Origin of the sequence: Chitinophaga lutea, assembly GCF_003813775.1 — a bacterium.
Classification (GTDB): Bacteria; Bacteroidota; Bacteroidia; order Chitinophagales; family Chitinophagaceae; genus Chitinophaga; species Chitinophaga lutea.
The window spans coordinates 1,945,733-1,964,196 of sequence record NZ_RPDH01000001.1 but is presented as its reverse complement, the minus strand read 5'-3'; the positions used below and the strand labels follow the sequence as shown (position 1 = coordinate 1,964,196).

Sequence of the window (18,464 nt, the reverse complement as noted above, 5' to 3'; positions counted from 1 at the left end):
AAACGCTGCCAGCATGAACCGGAATATTGCACGCTTATATGAAATCGCCAACGCTCCCCGGCGCACGGTGATAGGATTGATGTCCGGTACCTCCGTAGACGGGCTCGATGTGGCGCTCTGCCGGTTCTCCGGCACCGGTACGGATACGAAAGTGGAACTGCTGGCTTTTGAAACGGCCCCGTACGACGAGGACTACCGGAATGAGATCGCCAGCATCTTCTCCCGCAGGGATGCGGACCTTGAAAAAGTCTGCCTGCTCAACGGGTGGATCGCCCACAGGCATGCCGCGATCATCAATGCCTGCCTGAAGAAGTGGAATATTCCGGCTAGTGAGGTGGACCTGATCGCCAGCCATGGGCAGACGATTTTTCATGCTCCCCGGTCGCTGCACGGGCAGGAGAAATTCAGCAATGCCACGTTGCAGCTGGGAGACGGCGATCATATGGCGGTGGCAACGGGTATCATCACCCTGAGCGATTTCAGGCAGAAACACGTGGCGGCGGGCGGAGAAGGCGCGCCGCTGGCGGCGTATGGCGACTTCCTCATTTTTTCCCGGAAAGGAGAGAACCGTATCATGCTGAACATCGGCGGCATCGCCAATTTCACCTACCTGCCGGGTACGCTCAATGCGGATGAGGTATTCAGTACGGACACCGGCTCCGGCAACACGCTGATGGACGCGTATACCCGCCAACATTTCCCGGGTAAATATTTTGATGAAAACGCGGCCATTGCGGCCAAAGGCCAGGTGAACGGCGCGTTGCTTGCAGCATTAAAAGATCATCCCTTTTTTGCACAGCCCTTCCCCAAAACAACCGGCCCGGAGCTTTTCAACCTGGCTTACCTGCAGGCTGCCCGGGTTAAATCCGGCACCACCGCACTCAGCCGTGAAGACGTGATGGCCACCTTGAACCGCTTTTCCGCGGAAACGATCGCCGAAGCGATCAAAACGGTGACGGATGAAGGCCGCGGTTTCCACTTCTACGTCAGCGGGGGCGGTATGCACAATCCGCTGCTGATCAAAAACATCTCGGAACTGCTGCCAGACTGTACATTCAAAAGCACCGCGGAGCTGCACATCAACCCGGACGCCAAAGAAGCGGTGCTGTTCGCGGTGCTGGCCAATGAAGCCGTCTGTGGCGGCGCAACCAGCTTCGGCGAAGGCAGGAACGGCATTCCCAACGTATCGATGGGGAAAATCAGTTTCCCGTCCTGAGTCGGCAGGTGCAGGATTAACGGCCATCCGCCACCACGACGCTCACCGCATCACACAGCAGGTCATCCAGTGTCAACGGCGACTCCGGTCCGCCAGGCAGCGGCTTAAACCTGTATAAGCTTCAAAAAATAGGGCCGCCCATCCACAAGGCGGCCCCTCCACTTAACAATAATCCACCACTCAGTAACCTTTATTCTGTTTCAGATTGGGGTTATCCAGAATTTCCTGCGAGGGTATGGGGAAGAGCAGCTCTTTTTCCGATACCACCGGCCCGTACGAGAATTTATGGCCCACGTACGGTTCGAATTGTTTGGTGCCCACATTGAACGCCTTCCGCAACCGCACCATGTCGAACCAGGTGGTGTTTTCGTAACACAGCTCGAACCAGCGTTCACGCCACACGGCTTCGCGGAACTGCTCCTTGCTGAGGCCGCTCAGTTCGGGCAACTGTGCCCGGTCCCTGATCTGCTTGAGGGCGGCGTAGGCTTTCGCGCTGGGGCCGGTGGCCTCGTTGGCGGCTTCGGCGTAGGTGAGCAGCACGTCCGCATACCGGATGATGCTCCAGTTGAGGTCGCTGTTGGCGGTGGTGAGCTGGGCGGTTTCGTCGAAGTGTTTCCAGAGGTAATACCCGCCGAGCTCTACTTTTTTGTTCCGGTCGGATTCGGAGGTGTAAGACGTATAGAAAAACTGTTTCTCCTTCACCCGTAAATCCGCCGGGTCGAACGCTTTGATGAAATCGATGTTGGCGTAGATGCCGCCGGTTTCATCGGAGTACGCGGAGATGTTCTTGTTGTACGGCAGAATGGATACCTGCCAGCTCGACGCGATGATCTGCGTGCGGAACTGCATCATGAAGATATTCTCGCCCGTGTTTTTCTTCGCGGGATTGTGCAGGTCGGCGTACGTGGTGAACAGGGAGAACTGTTTCGAATCGATCACTTCTTCCGCTTTCTTGGCCGCCAGTTCATAGTACGGAGCGCCTTTCTGCAAAGGGTGCCCGGCCATGGTCAGGTACACCTGCGCCATGAGGGCTTTTACCGCGCCCATGCTGACCTTGCCGGAAACGTCCGCCCATTTGAGGCCGGCGGCTTCGGCTTCCTTCAGGTCCGCGTCGATGGCGGCGTATACTTCTTCCACCGTGGCCTGTACCGGTTTCAGCTCGGGGGAGTTGAGGTCTACGGGTTTCAGGATGAGGGGAATGTTGCCGAACATGCGCACCAGGCTGAAATAATACCAGGCCCGCAGGAAACGCGCCTCCCCGAGCAGTTTTTTACGTTCGGTTTCATCCATATTGATGCCGGGTATTTTCTCGATGGCGAGGTTGGCGTTGGCGATGCCGCGGTAATAGTTCACCCAGTACGAACGGCCGTAACCGTTATCGGGCGTGTTGATGAGATCTTTCACGAAGTAGCTGTTCACGGCCTGCCCGAGATCGGTGGCGGCCAGGCCGGTGGCGAACTCCGTCATCATCCACGCGCCGCCGCCGAAACCGCTGACGGTGGGCTCCCGCATGGAGGCGTAGATGGCGTTCACGCCGCTCCGGGCATGTTCGGCCGTTTTATAATACTGGTCTACGGTGAAGTTGCTGGGATCCTTTTCGTCGAGGAACTTGGAGCAGCCGGTGAGTAACATCGCGCCTGCGGCCCATCCCAGCAGCGTATTTTTTATGTTCGTTTTCATGATTCGTCCTTTTTTAGATTTTCACACAATTGGTTACAGTGCCACGTTCAGCCCCAGCATAAATACCCGCGGCTTGGGGTAATCGTAGAGGGCGTAACCCTGGTCGAAGGGAGAGCCGGAGTTGGACACTTCCGGGTCGTACCCGCTGTATTTGGTGGCCACGAAAAGGTTCTGCACGGAGGCGTACACCCGCAGCCGGCTCAGCTTCATGGCGGAAAGGGCGGAGGCGGGGAATACATACGCGAGCAGCACGTTGCGGCCGCGGATGAAAGAAGCGTCGGTCACCTTGTGGCTGTCGTTGTTGGTGGTGTAACCCGCGGGCACGGGGCGGAGCTGCGCGATGGGCGTGTTCTGGTTGGTTTCCGTCCACGCGTTCAGCACGGTTTTGTAGCTGTTGGCGATGCCCTGCCGGTCTTCCAGCGAGTGGATGCTCCGGTCCATCACGTCGTTGCCGTACATGTATTGCAGGTCTACGGTCAGCGACCAGTTCTTATACGTGAAAGTGTTCAGGAAAGTGCCGAACCCGTCGGGGATGCCTTTGCCGATGATGGTGCGGTCGTTGTCGTTGATCTGTTTGTCGTTGTTCAGGTCGAGGTACTTCACATCACCGGGGCGGGCTTTATACACGGCCGCCTGGTCTTTCTCCTGCGTGCTCCAGGTGCCGAGGTGCACCCTGCCGAAGAATGCGCCCACAGGTTCTCCCACGCGGATAACGGTGGCCCCGGAATAGATGTCGCTGCCGCCGGTGAGCGCCAGCACCCTGTTCTTATTCACGGAAATGTTGAACTGCGTGTTCCAGGAAAAATCGGCGGTTTTGATGTTGGTGGTATTGAGCGAAAATTCTATCCCCTTGTTCTCCATGCTCCCGATGTTGCGGGTGATGCTGGCGTACCCGCTGGTGGTGGGCAATGGCGCGGCCAGCAGCATGTCTACCGTCTTTTTGCGGTACACGTCGAACTCCATCGACACGCGGTTGTCGAACAGGCCGAGCTCGAAACCCGCGTCGAGCTGCAGCGTTTTTTCCCATTTCAGCTCGTCGTTCGCCATGCGGCTGATGCCGGTACCGGGATTGCGCACCCCGTCGAAGATCACATCGTAATTACCCATACCGGCCAGCGCCTGGTAAGCCAGGATCTCGGAGTTGCCGGTAGCGCCGTAGCTGGCGCGCAGTTTCAGGTTGGAAATGAAAGACGCGGGTTTCATGAACTCTTCCTGCGATACGCGCCAGGCAACCGCGGCGGACGGAAAGAACGCGTATTGGTTGTTGCTGCCGAATTTGGAAGAACCGTCCATACGGCCCGTGAAGGTGACCAGGTATTTGTCCATCAACCCGTAGTTGATCCGCGTGAAATACGAGTTCAGCCCGTAGGCGGTACCGCTGGACGAAGGCGTTTGCGGGTTGGCGCCGGCGCCCAGGTTGTAATATTTGAAATAGTCGTCGCTGAAGCCCTGGGAACTGGCCGCATTGCTGAACTGGTCCACATGCTGCCATGAGAGCCCCAGCAGGGCGTTCAGCGAGTGGATGCGGTTGAATTCCCTGTTATAGGTAAGATAGTTCTCGAACTGCCAGGAATTGAAGCGGTTGTTGGTGATCGTCGCCACCCCTTTCTGCGAGCGGGAGATATAGTTCAGGTCGCGCCCGCCGTAATAATCCGTGCGCTGGTTGATGACGTTGGCGCCGACGGTGGTCCGCAGCTCGAGGCCTTTGGCAAGCGTGATGTTGGAATAGAAATTACCCAACAGGGTTTGCGTGCGGAGGTAGTACAGCCGCTCTTCCAGCACCTGCACCGGGTTGCCGCCGCCTTCCATGCCGGGGTAGTCGTCGTTCCCGGCCCATGAGCCGTCTGGGAATTTAACGGGGATGATGGGCAGCGCTTCGAGCACCTGCCGCATCGTTACGATGCCGCCGCCGCCCAGCTGGTCGATCTGCTTTTCGTTCTGGTCGGTATAACCCAGCGTGCCGCCTACTTTCAGCCAGGGTTTGATCTGGCTGTCGAACACGAACCGCGCGGCATACCTTTTCTGCCACGAGCCCCTGATGAGGCCGTTCTCATTACGGTAGTTGAGGAACGCGCCGTAGCTGCCTTTGTCGTTCCCGTTGGTGAACGCCAGCTGGTGGTTCTGTGTGAACGCTTTCTGGGTGGACTCTTCCTGCCAGTCGGTATCGTACAGCGGATTGCCCTGCGCGTCGAACAGCAGCGGGTTGGTCCGTTTGGTTTTCGGGTCGGTGTATTTGCCGTTGGCCCAGCCTACCGGGTCGTATTTCTGCGCGTTCTGGTAGGCCGTTTCTTCCACCTGGAGGAATTCCTTCGAATTGAGCACGCCCAGTTTCTTCGGCAGCGTGCCCACGCCGAAATCCGCATCGTACGTTACCCTGCCGCCGCCGGAGGTGCCGCGTTTGGTGGTCACGAGGATGACGCCGTTCGCGCCGCGGGCGCCGTAGATGGCGGTGGAAGACGCATCTTTCAGCACTTCGATGGAGGCGATATCGTTGGGGTTGAGGTAGTCGATGGGGGAACTGCCGTTCTGGAGGCCGGAAACATTCAGGATCACCCCGTCGATCACATACAGCGGATCGTTCTGGATGTTGATGGAACTGTAACCACGGATGCGGATGTTGGCCCTGCCGCCCGGCCGCCCTGAGTTGGACGATACGTTCACCCCCGTCACGCGCCCGGACAGCTCCTGGTTGAGGGAGGAACTGGGCCGCTCCATGAGCGATTCGCTCCGTACCGTGCCCACCGCACCGGTGAGGTCGGATTTCTTGCGGGTACCGTAGCCCACGATCACCACATCGCTCAGGCTTGAGGCCTTTGTTTTCAGCACGATGCGGTATTCGGTGCGCTCGTCCACCGTTATTTCCGTGGATTCGTAGTTGACGCTGGTGAGCAGCAGCACCGCGCCGCGGGTGGCATTGAGCGTGAACTTGCCTTCCGCGTCGGTAGCGGTGCCGGTTTTGCCCGCTTTAACGGCGATCGTTACGCCGATGGCCGGTGCGCCCTGTTCGTCCACAACGGCGCCTTTAATGGTAACAGACTGTGCCCGCAGCAAACCCGGGAGCACCAGCAGGACGGCATACAGAATGCAACGCAACGCCCTGCGCAGGTTTTTTGATCGCATGGTGAAAAGATTTTTAGCGGCAAGGCCGCCAGAGTTAGGAAATGGCATACCGGTTCGCTCCGGCATGCAGCGTTAAGTGGAAAGCCCGAAAAAGATTTTGTACAAAACTTTTTAACCGGAATGAGACGGATTCATCCCGTGTGGATAAACAATAAATACACGTCTAACGTAAACGACTATATCACTGTGGAGCGACGGACCTCGAATTGATAATGGTAATAACCGGATGACGTGGATTTTCAGGTTTTTTCATAACGATGATTTTACGGTGAACAAGTATCAGCGTGAGTCAACAGCGAACGCGCAAACCGGCGCGCACACACAATCTTACAATACTAAAGGTAAGCACGTAATGCATTCGTTGTTACCTTGTTTTTCGCAATTCATGATATGATATTGTCTCATTTTTTTTCGGTGAAAATATGCAGGATAGTGCAGGACGGTCGTGTGTTCCGGATATCGTAACTTCCGTTTCACGGGTGTATTTTCCGTGTGTTTGCGAACATACGATCCGCAACAAAAAATGATCTTATCTTCCAGCTGAAACGGTGCTTTGAAACGGCGATTCCCGGGCAGAACAGCCGAACGCCCTCTTGCGCCAAAATCGATTTAAATCCGGCGGCTCCGGAAATCTCCAGACTCCCCGCGCCATAGACATTACGGATTTATCCCATAAATCACGTCCGAAACCCCTACAAGTCAGTTTTTTTTTATAATTTTCTGAAAATTGCAACCCAACATGTTAAAAAACTGGAAAAGTTTATTCCTGAAGCCTGATGAAAATGAAGCGAAGCCTGAGCCGGCATCAGAAGCGCCTTCCTTTCCCGTCGGTAACAGTACCCCTGCATTTAATCCCGCATCAGAAGCATTGACCGCCAAAGTGATTACAGACCCCGTAGTGAGCGAAGTATTGGAAGTGTATGAAAGCGGCCTGGATTCGATCAATATGCCAGGGTACGACTTTTACGAATTCTACAAAGCCGTGAGCACCATCGGCGTGGCAGGCGAACAGACCTACCAGATGGCTTTCCAGATGGCCAAAACGCTGGATAAGACCCTCACGCCGCAGAAACTCCTGCTGGATGCGGAATTCTACATCAGCAAGATCAACGAAGTACACAACCAGTACGTGAACCAGGGACAACAGAAACTGAGCGCACTGGAAGAACAGAAAAGCAGCGAAAAAACAAAACTGACCGCGGAAGTAGACAAAGCCAGCATGCGCATCACCCAGCTGCGCGCCGAACTGCAGCAGCTGGAAGCCGATATCAGCCATAAAAAAACACTGCTCTCCAAAATCGACGAAAGCCACTACCCCAAAGAAAAAGCCGTAAGGGAAAAGCTGAACGCCAACGACCTCGCCCGCAAGACCAGCATCGACAGGCTCAATACGATCAAAGAAGGGATCCAGCGGTTTATTAAATAACGCACACATTCAAATTCACACATATGTCGCAGGAATCTAACAAAGTGCTGGAGCTGCCTATTCTCAAGCATTTTGAAAAAAACGAAATCACCTTCAATCCGCAGAACTGGCGCAAAGGGGAAAAAGGGCTGGGCGCCGTGGTGGGCGTCGTGCTCATCGGCACCATCGCCTGGGGCCTCTATGCCTACATTCTGCCGATCGTATTCACCTGGATAGGGAACGTGCTGGGAGCTATCGCCGTGGCGGTGCTGGTGATCGGCTTCTTCATCCTCCTCCCGGTATTCATCAAAGGCATGAAACGCCTCGCACGGGCGCTGCATAAAATGCTGATCAAATACGATCCTTTCGGGGAACTGGAAGATCAGAAACAGAAAATGATCAACAACCGCGCTGAGTTCAAACAGGCCAAAGCGAAGATCAAGGCCATCAAATCCACGATGGAAGCGGAATCCATGAAAGCGGAAAAAGAGTCGAAAGACTACCAGGAAAAAGTGCTCACCCTGCAATCCCGGGCGGAAACGACCAAAAACAAAATGCAGGAGCTGGAAAGGAAACTGGGCGAAGCGGCCGCGAAAGACTCCGATGAATACGTGGAACTGCAGACCAACATCATGAAAACGCTGAGCGAAGCGCAAAGGGTGAGCCACCTGCTCAACCAGAGCACCGGCCTCGTCCGCAAATACGGCAGCCGCGCGCACGTGATCGGCAAGCTCGACCGCAAGCTGAACATGGTAGACACCGCCATGGAAATCAAGATCGCCGATTTTGAAGTGAGCATCGACATGCTGAAAAAGGAATACGCTTTCGCCGAAGCATCCAAACGCGCTACGGAACAGGCCAAATCCGCCATGCTGTTCACCAAGGGATGGGAACTGGAATACGCCCTCGACGTGGTGACCAATACCATCGCCCTCGACCTGGCTACCACCAAGGAAAACCTGCTCGACCTGGACACCCTCACCAGCCAGTACTCCACAGACAGCGACGAGCTGTATGCGAAACTGGATAAACTGGCCGACCAGATCAAAACGGATAACTACGCTGTGCCGGATGCAAAAAAATACAGCAATCCCAACTACAAACTGTCCCCGGAAGATAAAATCGAAAGCAAAGGCTTCGGTGACATTTTCAATTAACAACCTCACTATTTAAGTAACACACAACCCAAGCATAACTATGAAGTGGTCTAAATTAACCTTTTTGTCGAAAGCCCTCATCACCCTGGCAGTAGCCGGCGCTATCGGCGCGGGCGTTTATTTCCTGTCTCCGGGCCTGCGGGTCGACGAGTCGAAGAGCCTCAGCAAACTGGATGTAAGCGATAAAGACGTAAACAACGTTACCACCTCCGCGGAATTACCCCTGCCGGAGGAAACGGCTTCCAGCGACGTAGCGTCCAAACCGCTGGTGCGGATCGCGGCTTACGCCTGGAACGCCCAGTCGGGCATCATCGTGGCCAACGGCGGCGCCAAAACCACCAAAGGCTCACAGATGGAGAGAAACGGCGTGAACCTGGAGATCATCCGCCAGGACTGGCTCTCCGAGCTGCGCAACCTGCAGATGAAATTCATCGAGGAGTTCGACCGCGGCAACGCCAACCCCAAAGAAGGCGTGGCGGGCATCATGATCATGGGCGACGGCGTTCCCTTTTATGTGAGCTCCGTACAGCAGGCGCTGAACGATAAATACGGCGAAGGCAAATACCACGTGCAGGCCATGGGCGCCGTGGGCCTGAGCTATGGCGAAGACAAACTGATCGGGCCCCCGAGCTGGAAAATGAACCCGCCCTCCATGAAAGGCGCGCTCATTTCCGCGGTGATCGGCGACGGCGACTGGGTAACGGCGGTGAACTACGCTGCCGCGAACGGCCTCAAGATCAACCCCGATCCCACCACTTACGACGAAGACGCGGTGAACTTCCTCGCGTCCGCGAACGACGACTATATGGAGTCTGCCAAAGAACTGATCAAATCACAGACGGCAGGCTGGACCGTTCCGCTGAAAGAAGTGAAAAACGGCAAGCTCACCGGTAAAACCATCAACAAAAAAGTAGACGGCTGCGCCACCTGGACGCCCGGCGACAAAACCGTGTTCGACGCCCTCTCCGGTTTCACCGACATCGTGTCTACCAAGGAATTCAACAACCAGATGGCTACCACCGTGCTGTTTGTGAAAGAATGGGCCGACAAGAACAAGGAAACCGTGAGCAACATCTTCAAATCCGCGTTCATCGCCTCCAACCAGATGAAACAGTACGATACCTGGCGCAGAAGAGCTTCCGAGGCCGTGGCCAAGAGCTTCGGCATGGAAACTCCGCAATACTGGTACGATATGTTCAAAGGCCAGAAAGGCGAAAAGAACGGTATCTCCTATAACATGGGCGGTTCCAGGGTGTTCAACTTCGCGGACGCCAACCAGTATTACGGCGTAACCGACGGTGTGAACCGTTACAAGGCGGTGTACGACCAGGTATCCCGTTACCTGAAAGACCTCAACCCCGCCGGCTTCAACCAGAACGTAAAACGCATCGTGCCTTACGAGGAAGCGGTGAACCTGTCGTTCATCAAAGCCATCCAGAATATCGACGCCGGTGCGGCATACGCTACCGACTATTCGAAGAAAGCCACCCAGGTGGTAGCGTCCGGCGAATGGCGCATCAACTTCGACGTGGGCCGCGCGTCTATCCGTCCAGAAGGGAAAGACATCCTCGAGCAGATCTACAACCTGCTGGTGCAGGCGGAAGATTCCAAACTGGAACTCGTAGGCCATACCGATAACACCGGTAACCAGGAAGGCAACTATTCCCTGTCTACCGCCCGTGCCGAAGCCGTGAAAAGCTACCTGATCCAGAAAGGCATCCCTGCCGACCGTTTCCAGAAAGTGGACGGTAAGGGCCAGGACGAGCCGGTGGCCGACAACACCACTCCCGCCGGTAAAGCACAGAACAGGCGCGTGGTGATCGCTATCCTTAAATAACCCGTGGATGAATATTAAGAATTGGTTCCGGCCATTTGAAACGGTTACCCGCAGCCAGGCGATGATGATCACCGGCATTTGGATACTGCTCGTGGCCGTTTTCTGGATAATTTCTTCAAGCGGCACCAAACACCTGTTCCCGACGCCGGGCCAGGTATGGGAGGGTTTTGCCGCGCTGTATAAGGAAGGGCTGGTGGTGCACATCGCCAGCTCCCTGGCGCTTTGTTTCCAGGCCGCCGTGCTGTCCATCATCCTGTCGCTCATCATCGTGTACCTCTCGCCGTTGCCTGCCATCAGGCCGCTGGCGGTGGTACTCAGCAAGGTCAGGTACCTGCCCCTCACCGGCATCACCTTTTACCTGGCGATACTGGTGAGCAACGCGCGCACCATGCAGGTCAGCGTGCTGTTCATTTTCATGAGCCTGTATTTTATCACTTCCATGCTGGCGGTATTGAAAGATATCCCGGAAGAAGAAATAGATCACGCCCGTTCGCTGAAATGCACCCGCTGGGAAGTATTGCTCGAAGTGGTGATCAAAGGCCGGATGGACTACGTGCTGGACGCCCTGCGGCAGAACCTCGCCATCATCTGGATGATGCTTGTGACGGTGGAATCCATCCTGGTAGCCGCCGGTGGTTTGGGCGTGCTGATCAAGAACAGCGACAAGTTCATGAACCACGGGCGCATCGTGGCGCTGCAGCTGGTCATCCTCGCGGTGGGCCTGCTGCTCGACTGGGCCATCAACGCCACCCGTAAAGCATTATTCAGATACTCAACATTCTAAGGAAACACATGCCAGTTGCATACGAACAAAAAGACACCATCCTCCACGTGGAGAACCTCACCGTCGCTTACGGGGAAAAGGTGGTGCTCAAAGACGTGAACCTGATCGAGCGCGACGTGGTGCGGCCGGAAAAAAAGCAGGGCCAGATCATCGCCTTCGTAGGCCGTTCCGGCCGGGGCAAATCCACCCTGTTCAAGGCGCTCACCGGTTTGGCCAAACCCACTTCCGGCAGGGTGCTCATTCCCGATTACTCCCAGCCCCCCACCGACGGCCGCCAGCCGGCAAAGCTGGTGGAGGAAGGGGATGTGGGGTTCGTGAACCAGAAATACACGCTCTTCCGGCATAAAACCGTATACCAGGCATTGCATTTCGCGCTGCGGAAAAGTAACCTCTCCAGCCAGGAAAAAGACGAGAAGATCATGCATTACCTGGCCGACTGGGGACTGGAGAAAAACAAGGACCAGTTTCCCAACGAACTGTCCGGCGGCCAACGCCAGCGTACCGCCATCCTGGAGCAGCTCCTGAGCTCCGGTTATTACATGGTGCTCGACGAACCCTTCTCCGGCCTCGACGTGGGAAACATCGACAACGTGAAGAAGGCTTTCCAGCTGATCAACGAAAGTCATGAGCTGAACACGATCATGTTCAGCACGCATGATATCGAACTGGCGGTGGAACTGGCGGATTCGCTGTACGTGATCGGTTACCCGCCTGCCGAGGTCAACGCGGCCACTCATGCGGGCACCATCATCAAACATTTCGACCTGAAACAAATGGGATTGGCCTGGCACGATGGTTTCGACAACGACCATCTTGCCTGCGTGCACGATATCAAAAAACTGATGCTGCAATCGTAACGACCGTCCCGGCTAAAATTAATAAAGCTGAAATCCGTAAAGGGTCTCAGCTTTTTTTATGCCGGTGCGGTGTCTCAATGGGCGTATTTATTCGCCGTAATCGTCTCCTGGCCGGCTGGTGATGTTTTTGCATGCGGTCCGTTTGTTTTTAAAGCGGTCAATCAGCTGACAGCTGTTGCGGGAATTATTTCACCCGCAACATTTTCGCATTGATCGCCACTACAATGGTGCTGACGCTCATCAGGATGGCGCCCATGGCGGGGCTCAGCATGAATTTCGGGTAGAGGACGCCGGCGGCCAGGGGAATGGCGATCACGTTGTAGCCCACCGCCCAGATGAGGTTCTGCACCATTTTGCGGTAGGTGGCCCTGCCGAAGGAGATCATCCGCACCACGTCTTTCGGGTCGCTGTTCACAAGGATGATATCGGCGGTTTCGGCGGCAACGTCCGTGCCGGAGCCTACGGCGATGCCCACGTCGGCCTGCGCCAGTGCGGGGGCGTCGTTCACGCCATCGCCCGTCATGGCCACGATTTCCCCTTTGTCCTGGAACTCTTTCACCTTGTTCTGTTTTTCGTGCGGCAGTACGTTGGCCAGGTAGCCGTCCATGTTGAGTTTCTTCGCCACGGCCGCGGCTACTTTTTCATTGTCGCCGGTGAGCAGGAAAGATTTGATGTGCATCTCCTTCAGCTGCGCGATGGCTTCCGCCGCGGACTCGCGGATGCTGTCGGCCAGCGTGATGATGCCGGCCGGTTCGCCGTCGATCAGTACGAAGTTCACCGTATCGGTGGATTGGTCGATACCGTCGGGGATTGACGGGGAAGTGAGTTTTTCCTGTTTGAAATAATTCGGGCCGGCCGCCACCACCTGTTTGCCGTTCACGGTGCCTTTCACGCCGATGCCCTGCATGTACTGGAAGTCCGACGACTTCCACAGTTCGAGCTGTTGCTCCTTCAGCCGCCGCATCACGCCATGCGCGATGTGGTGTTCCGAATTCTGCTGGATGGCGGCGGCGTATTGCAGTATTTCCGCTTCGCTGAATTGTCCGTTCAGGGGGATGACCTTCTGCACTTCGTGGCTGCCTTTGGTGAGCGTGCCGGTTTTGTCGAAGATGATGGTGGTGAGCCGGCGCGCATTCTCGAATGCGGTGCGGTTACGGATGAGCAGGCCGTGCGTGGCGGACAGCGTGGTGGATACGGCTACCACCAGGGGAATGGCTACACCCAGTGCGTGCGGGCAGGAGGTGACCATCACCGTTACCATGCGCTCCAGTGCGTAAGAGAGTTCCTGCCCGGCCGTCAGCCAAACAATGAACGTGATCACACCCACACTGATGGAAATGATGGTGAGCCACTTCGCCACTTTATTGGCCAGGTTCTGTGTTTTCGATTTGGCGCCCTGCGCGGATTGCACCATGGTGATCACTTTGTTGAGGTAGCTGTTGCCGCCGGTGCCGGTTACGCGTATGCGCAATGCGCCGTCTCCATTCACCGCGCCGCCGATCACTTTGGCGTCTTTTTCCTTTTTCACCGGAGTGCTTTCACCTGTCAGCATACTCTCGTTCACGTAGGAACTGCCGTCGATGATGAGGCCGTCCGCCGGGATTTTTTCACCGGGTTTGACGAGTACCACCTGGTCCTGTTGCAGATCCTTCAGCGGGATGTCCATCACATGATCGCCATGCTCCACGTGCACCACGGCGGGCAGCAGTTCCACGAGCGACTCCAGCGCCTTCGAAGCCGCCATCTGCGATTTCATTTCGAGCCAGTGACCCAGCAGCATGATGTCGATCAGCGTGGCCAGCTCCCAGAAAAAATCCATGCCCTTCAGCCCGAATACCACGGCCACGCTGTATACGTAGGCGGTGGTGATGGCAACGGCCACCAGCGTCATCATGCCCGGGTTGCCGTGTTTCAGTTCGCGTACCAGGCCCACCAGGAACGGCCAGCCGCCGTATACAAAAATGAAGCTGCTGAGTGCGAGGAGCAGGTATTGATCGCCCGGAAAGTCGATGTGGAGGTTCAGCCACTCCTGTATCATGTGCGACAACAGCAATACCGGTACGGTTACCGCAAGGCAGATCCAGAAACGTTTCAGGAAGTCGCCCGTATGATGGCCCGCGTGTTCATCGTGCCCGCCGTGCTGGTCGTGTTCCTTGTGCGGCTGCTGATGCTGGGCGTGATCCGGCTGCTGGTGCGGCTGCGGCGCCGGTGTATGCTGCTGATGTTCGTGATGATGGTTGTGGTGGTTTTCCATTGCTTCCGGTTTATATGGTTATAACGTTCGTGGCTGTGCTTTGTTTGAGCGGCTATTTGCGCTCATAACGGCAGCAGCCCGGGAGCAGGTTGTAGGCCGATTCGGTCGCTTTCTGTTTTTCCGTGTCGTGGCCGGAAACGGCGATTTTCTTTTGAACTGCTTCAGCGGACGTTTTGGCCGAATCGTACGTGATGGTCATCACCTTCGTATCAACATTCCACAGCGCTTTGGTGACGCCATCGGTGAGGGCGGCCTTTTCGATTCTCTTTTTGCACATGTTGCAATTACCGGAAACGGTGAAAGAGTCGGTTTTTGCGGATTGCGCGAATACGTTCAGGGTAGCGGTGAGGCCGGCGAGTACGGCGATTACTTTTTTCATTGTCGGTGTGTTTTAATGTTCAACAAAAGTAGCGACAGGCCTTGGCGGAGGCATTATATAATTTTGCCTTTCTTTTATATTTAAACCCTCATTTGCTTATATTTGGATAGTTCCCCCCTCAAGTTAACCGACCAATGCCCATATGGGCCGATATCAATGAAAAACCAATCTGCAGAGCAATATGAAACAATTTAGCGACGCTGAAACGGACGCCATGTATGCAAATATGTTTGCACTTTTCAACCAGATCGAGCCCGTCTCGCCCACCCTGGAAAACGATATCCGGCAACAGACCGAGGTCGTGTTTTTCAGGAAAAAATCCATCATCCTGGAACTGGGCAAAATATGCCGGCATTGTTATTTCGGGATGAAGGGGCTGGTGCGCGGATATTATGTGTCGGACGAAGGGGAAGACATTACCTCGTGGTTCATGAAGGAGCGCGATGTGATCATTTCGGTGAAGAGTTTCTTCCGGCAGGTGCCCAGCCGCGAAGTGCTGGAGACGCTGGAAGACACCGTGTGCATATCGCTGGAATATGAGCGGCTGAAGGCGCTGTATAGAAAATATCCTGCCTTCAACAACATCGGCCGTGAGCTGACGGAGGAATATTACATACAGATGGAAACCCGCGCCATCTCACTGCGCATGGACGATGCCAAAGTGCGGTACGACAAGCTGCTGGAGATGCATCCGGATATTGTGAGCCGTGTGCCGTTGCAGTATATCGCTTCGTACCTCGGCATCGATGCGGCTACGCTGAGCCGCGTCCGGTCCGGAAAATATCCGTCGAAGAAGCAGCGGATTTTTTGACAAATGTCAAGAGATAATATTGGGGATACTGCTAGTTTTGTTGGTATCGCACCAATTTCTTAACCTCAACCATTGACATCATGAAAGAAATCAGCAGAAAACTCTATCTCCTGCGTGTGCTGCACAATCTGACCCAGCACTACATGGCGGAGCAGCTGAATGTATCGAGCTCCACGTATGTTTCGATGGAATCCGGCGCCACCAATATGCACTGTAACCGGCTGGATTCCATTCTTTCCATTTTTAACCTGTCGCCCGCCCAGTTCTTCGCTTTTTCCGAAGAAGATATCCTGAATGTGGTCAGGGGGCACAGCGTGGTGGTCCCGAACGCGGAACCAAGCATCTATCCACGTATTATTTCAAAGCTGGAAGCCCTGAATATGCTCCTGTTCCAGTTACTGGAAATGAAGTTCGACCTCCAGAAGTACGGCATCCGGCAGCTGGGCCCGCACCGGAAGTAAGCAGGGAGCAGCGGGCAGGCGCGCCGTAAAATTTTGCGTGGCGGGTCTTGTTTTACGTCGGACAATGCACGATATTGTACCGCACCGCTGTTGCAGCGGTATAGTGAACTAAACGTGCCAACGCCTGGCGGAGAACAATGCTTTATAGTCTGTTGAAAATATCGGTTCGGGTTGCTTTACAGTTTTATTGTAAGCGGATAGTGTTCCATTACAAAGAAAACCATGAGCCCTGCATCCTGGCCTGTACCCATCCCAATTCTTTCCTCGACGCAATGATCATGGGCGCGCTGATGCCGCGCAGCCTGCACTTCCTGGCACGCGGCGACGCGTTTAAGAAGCCATGGGTGGCGCGGATACTGCATGCCATGCATATGATCCCCATTTTCCGGCTCAGCGAGGGGAAAGAGAATCTCGTGAAGAATGAGGAAACATTTCACCATTCCATAGAGATACTCCGTAAAAACGGGTGTATCCTGATTTTCCCGGAAGGCATCTGTGTGAATGAATACAATGTACGTCCGCTGCGGAAGGGGACTTTCAGGATGGCGATCAACGCGTGGAAGAACGAGGGCCTCTCGTCGCTGCACATACAGCCGGTATCGATCATCTACGATTCTTTCGATGCGGTGCCCAAAAGCATTCATGTGTATTTCGGGGAGGTGATGCACGAGTCGCATCACAGCAAAACTTTCAATGACACCCTTCACCAGCGCCTCGAAACAGGCATGCAGGCGGGTTTGCAGGACATGCAGCCGGAAAAGCGGAACCGGTGGCTGCTGGCGATTCCCGCAGCCATCGGTTGGTTCACGCAAAGGTGGTTTTATGTATGCTGGCGGAACTTCGCCAGGAAGAAAACAAAAGGAACGGTGTTTTACGATTCGGTGCTGTTCACCTGTATGTACCTCACTTACCCGCTCCTCCTGCTGGCGGTAACCGGCATCGCCGCGGCGGTGTTCGGGGCCTGGGCGTGGTGGCTGTTGGCAATACTGCCTTTCACTGCCTGGTGTTATAAGGAGTATAAGTCGGTGTAGGGCGGTTGCTCGGAATGTAACCCTGCGGGGATTGTGAACCTAGCCAGTCTTACACCTGGTTTCGCTAATTCAGCAACCAGTGCCGCGTGCATCTTCTTTGTTTTCCAGGGAATATAAACCTGCCAGACTTACACCTGGTTTCGCTAATTCAGCAACCAGTGCCGCGTACATCTTCTTTGTTTTCCAGGGAATATAAACCTGCCAGACTTACACCTGGTTTCGCTAATTCAGCAACCAATGCCGCGTACATCTGCTTTGTTTTCCAGGGAAACTTGCCAGACTTACACCTGGTTTCGCTAATTCAGCAACCAATGCCGCGTACATCTGCTTTGGCTTTGCCAGGGAATGTGAAACCACCGGGACTTACACCAGGGTTCACTATTCCTGCGACAAATAAAGCACGACCTGATTTACAGGCTGATACGGCTGTAAGGCAGCCGCACCATCCGCCTACTTCACCTTACTGAGCGACAGCATCCGGATCATCCAGTCCGGCAGCGGTTTTTCCAGCGAACGTTTCTTCAGGTTCAGGTACAGCCCCCATTTTTTATAGAGCGGCACTTTGTGGGTTTCCACCAGTTCTATCAGCGTTCCGTCCGGGTCTTCCACGTAGCAGAAGCGGCCGGCGGCGCTTTCCATGGCGAAGGAATCCAGGCTGTCGATGGAGAAATGATAGCCCAGTTTGGAGGCGTGCTCTTTGAGCGCGCACATATCGATCACGTCGAAGCAGAGGTGGATGAATCCACAATCGCCCCAATAACGGTTCTGGTAGATTTTTACGGGCTCGCGGGCGAGGCTCTGCACCAGCTCTATTTCCACGGAGCCCAGCAGTTTATGGAATGCGCCGATGCGGCCGGGGTGTTTGCGGAGCAGCACTTTGCGGTATTTCGCGTCGGCCACGTCGTACACCATCTCGTCGATGCCGAGAATATCGCGGTAGAAGCCCACCGCTTTTTCCATGTCGCGTACGCCGATCACGGCGCCGGTTACGCCGCCGCAGGCATTGCTGTTTTTGTGGAACCAGTGGTTGCCGGTTACGATTTCAAAAGTATTTTCATGCGCGTCCGTCACATAAAAGTGCGGCTGGCCGGCGGGGTCTTTGGTGAGCTCGCCCACTTTCACGGCATTGCAGCCTTTGAGATGCTGGTGCGCGGCTTCGATGTTGCGGCATTTGATTTTTGCGGCGTAAATGCCCAGGTCGCCGTATTGCGGTACCTGTGCCGGCGCTACGGGCTGGCGGTCCTGGAACTGCCAGATCTCGAATCCGCCGCCGCCTTGCATATTGAGGGAGAGCACGGCCCGCCTGCGATGTACGGTGCCGCCGGTATAGGGGGTCATCAGCGTAGCTTCGGAGGTATCGTCAAATATCAGCACGTCCATGCCGAAATGCTCCTTGTATCCTAACATGGACTCGCGGACATTTCGCACACCAATACCAATTTGCTGAATTCCGGTAATGTAAGTCATAACAG

General features: G+C 55.2%; 14 protein-coding genes. 9 read left to right on the top strand and 5 right to left on the bottom strand.

The genetic code is table 11. The annotated features are described in order from the left end of the window. The first annotated feature begins 13 nt into the window (after positions 1-13). Positions 14-1,216 carry an anhydro-N-acetylmuramic acid kinase gene (locus EGT74_RS07810; RefSeq protein ID WP_123845949.1) on the top strand — a complete coding sequence of 401 codons (1,203 nt, stop codon included), beginning with the start codon at positions 14-16 and terminating at the stop codon, positions 1,214-1,216. A gap of 180 nt (positions 1,217-1,396) precedes the next feature. Here the strand turns inward: EGT74_RS07810 and EGT74_RS07805 are convergent, their stop codons facing one another. Beyond that, a complete protein-coding gene (locus tag EGT74_RS07805; protein WP_123845948.1) occupies positions 1,397-2,896 on the bottom strand; it encodes a RagB/SusD family nutrient uptake outer membrane protein in 1,500 nt (499 codons plus the stop codon). A gap of 33 nt (positions 2,897-2,929) precedes the next feature. After that, positions 2,930-6,016, bottom strand: coding sequence for a SusC/RagA family TonB-linked outer membrane protein (locus EGT74_RS07800; RefSeq protein ID WP_123845947.1), 3,087 nt, complete (start codon positions 6,014-6,016; stop codon positions 2,930-2,932). A gap of 739 nt (positions 6,017-6,755) precedes the next feature. Between EGT74_RS07800 and EGT74_RS07795 the strand changes: the two genes are divergently transcribed. Genes EGT74_RS07795 through EGT74_RS07775 form a run of 5 tightly spaced genes read left to right on the top strand, consistent with a single transcriptional unit; the run spans position 6,756 to position 12,056 of the window. Further along, positions 6,756-7,442 carry a hypothetical protein gene (locus tag EGT74_RS07795; protein ID WP_123845946.1) on the top strand — a complete coding sequence of 229 codons (687 nt, stop codon included), beginning with the start codon at positions 6,756-6,758 and terminating at the stop codon, positions 7,440-7,442. A 23-nt stretch (positions 7,443-7,465) separates the two neighbouring features. After that, positions 7,466-8,578 carry a hypothetical protein gene (locus EGT74_RS07790; protein ID WP_123845945.1) on the top strand — a complete coding sequence of 371 codons (1,113 nt, stop codon included), beginning with the start codon at positions 7,466-7,468 and terminating at the stop codon, positions 8,576-8,578. Positions 8,579-8,618: 40 nt separating this feature from the next. Beyond that, on the top strand, positions 8,619-10,415 hold the full coding sequence (locus EGT74_RS07785) for an OmpA family protein (RefSeq protein ID WP_123845944.1): 1,797 nt from the start codon (positions 8,619-8,621) through the stop codon (positions 10,413-10,415). Between the two features lie 7 nt (positions 10,416-10,422). Then, positions 10,423-11,199, top strand: coding sequence for an ABC transporter permease (locus tag EGT74_RS07780; RefSeq protein ID WP_123845943.1), 777 nt, complete (start codon positions 10,423-10,425; stop codon positions 11,197-11,199). Positions 11,200-11,207: 8 nt separating this feature from the next. Next, complete coding sequence (locus EGT74_RS07775; protein WP_123845942.1) at positions 11,208-12,056, top strand: ATP-binding cassette domain-containing protein; 849 nt, start codon at positions 11,208-11,210, stop codon at positions 12,054-12,056. Between the two features lie 184 nt (positions 12,057-12,240). Here EGT74_RS07775 and EGT74_RS07770 read toward each other — a convergent pair whose 3' ends face one another. Next, complete coding sequence (locus EGT74_RS07770; protein WP_123845941.1) at positions 12,241-14,310, bottom strand: copper-translocating P-type ATPase; 2,070 nt, start codon at positions 14,308-14,310, stop codon at positions 12,241-12,243. Between the two features lie 52 nt (positions 14,311-14,362). Next, positions 14,363-14,689 carry a heavy-metal-associated domain-containing protein gene (locus EGT74_RS07765; protein WP_220392824.1) on the bottom strand — a complete coding sequence of 109 codons (327 nt, stop codon included), beginning with the start codon at positions 14,687-14,689 and terminating at the stop codon, positions 14,363-14,365. 181 nt (positions 14,690-14,870) lie between these two features. Between EGT74_RS07765 and EGT74_RS07760 the strand changes: the two genes are divergently transcribed. The 3 genes from EGT74_RS07760 (at position 14,871) to EGT74_RS07750 (ending at position 16,992) form a co-directional block, all read left to right on the top strand. Next, positions 14,871-15,500 carry a Crp/Fnr family transcriptional regulator gene (locus tag EGT74_RS07760; protein WP_123845940.1) on the top strand — a complete coding sequence of 210 codons (630 nt, stop codon included), beginning with the start codon at positions 14,871-14,873 and terminating at the stop codon, positions 15,498-15,500. Between the two features lie 80 nt (positions 15,501-15,580). Beyond that, complete coding sequence (locus EGT74_RS07755; RefSeq protein WP_123845939.1) at positions 15,581-15,961, top strand: helix-turn-helix domain-containing protein; 381 nt, start codon at positions 15,581-15,583, stop codon at positions 15,959-15,961. Between the two features lie 200 nt (positions 15,962-16,161). Continuing rightward, a complete protein-coding gene (locus EGT74_RS07750; protein ID WP_158618053.1) occupies positions 16,162-16,992 on the top strand; it encodes a 1-acyl-sn-glycerol-3-phosphate acyltransferase in 831 nt (276 codons plus the stop codon). A 450-nt stretch (positions 16,993-17,442) separates the two neighbouring features. On the opposite strand, the gene EGT74_RS07745 is transcribed toward EGT74_RS07750, so the two are convergent. Next, complete coding sequence (locus EGT74_RS07745; RefSeq protein WP_123845937.1) at positions 17,443-18,459, bottom strand: VOC family protein; 1,017 nt, start codon at positions 18,457-18,459, stop codon at positions 17,443-17,445. Positions 18,460-18,464 lie beyond the last annotated feature (5 nt).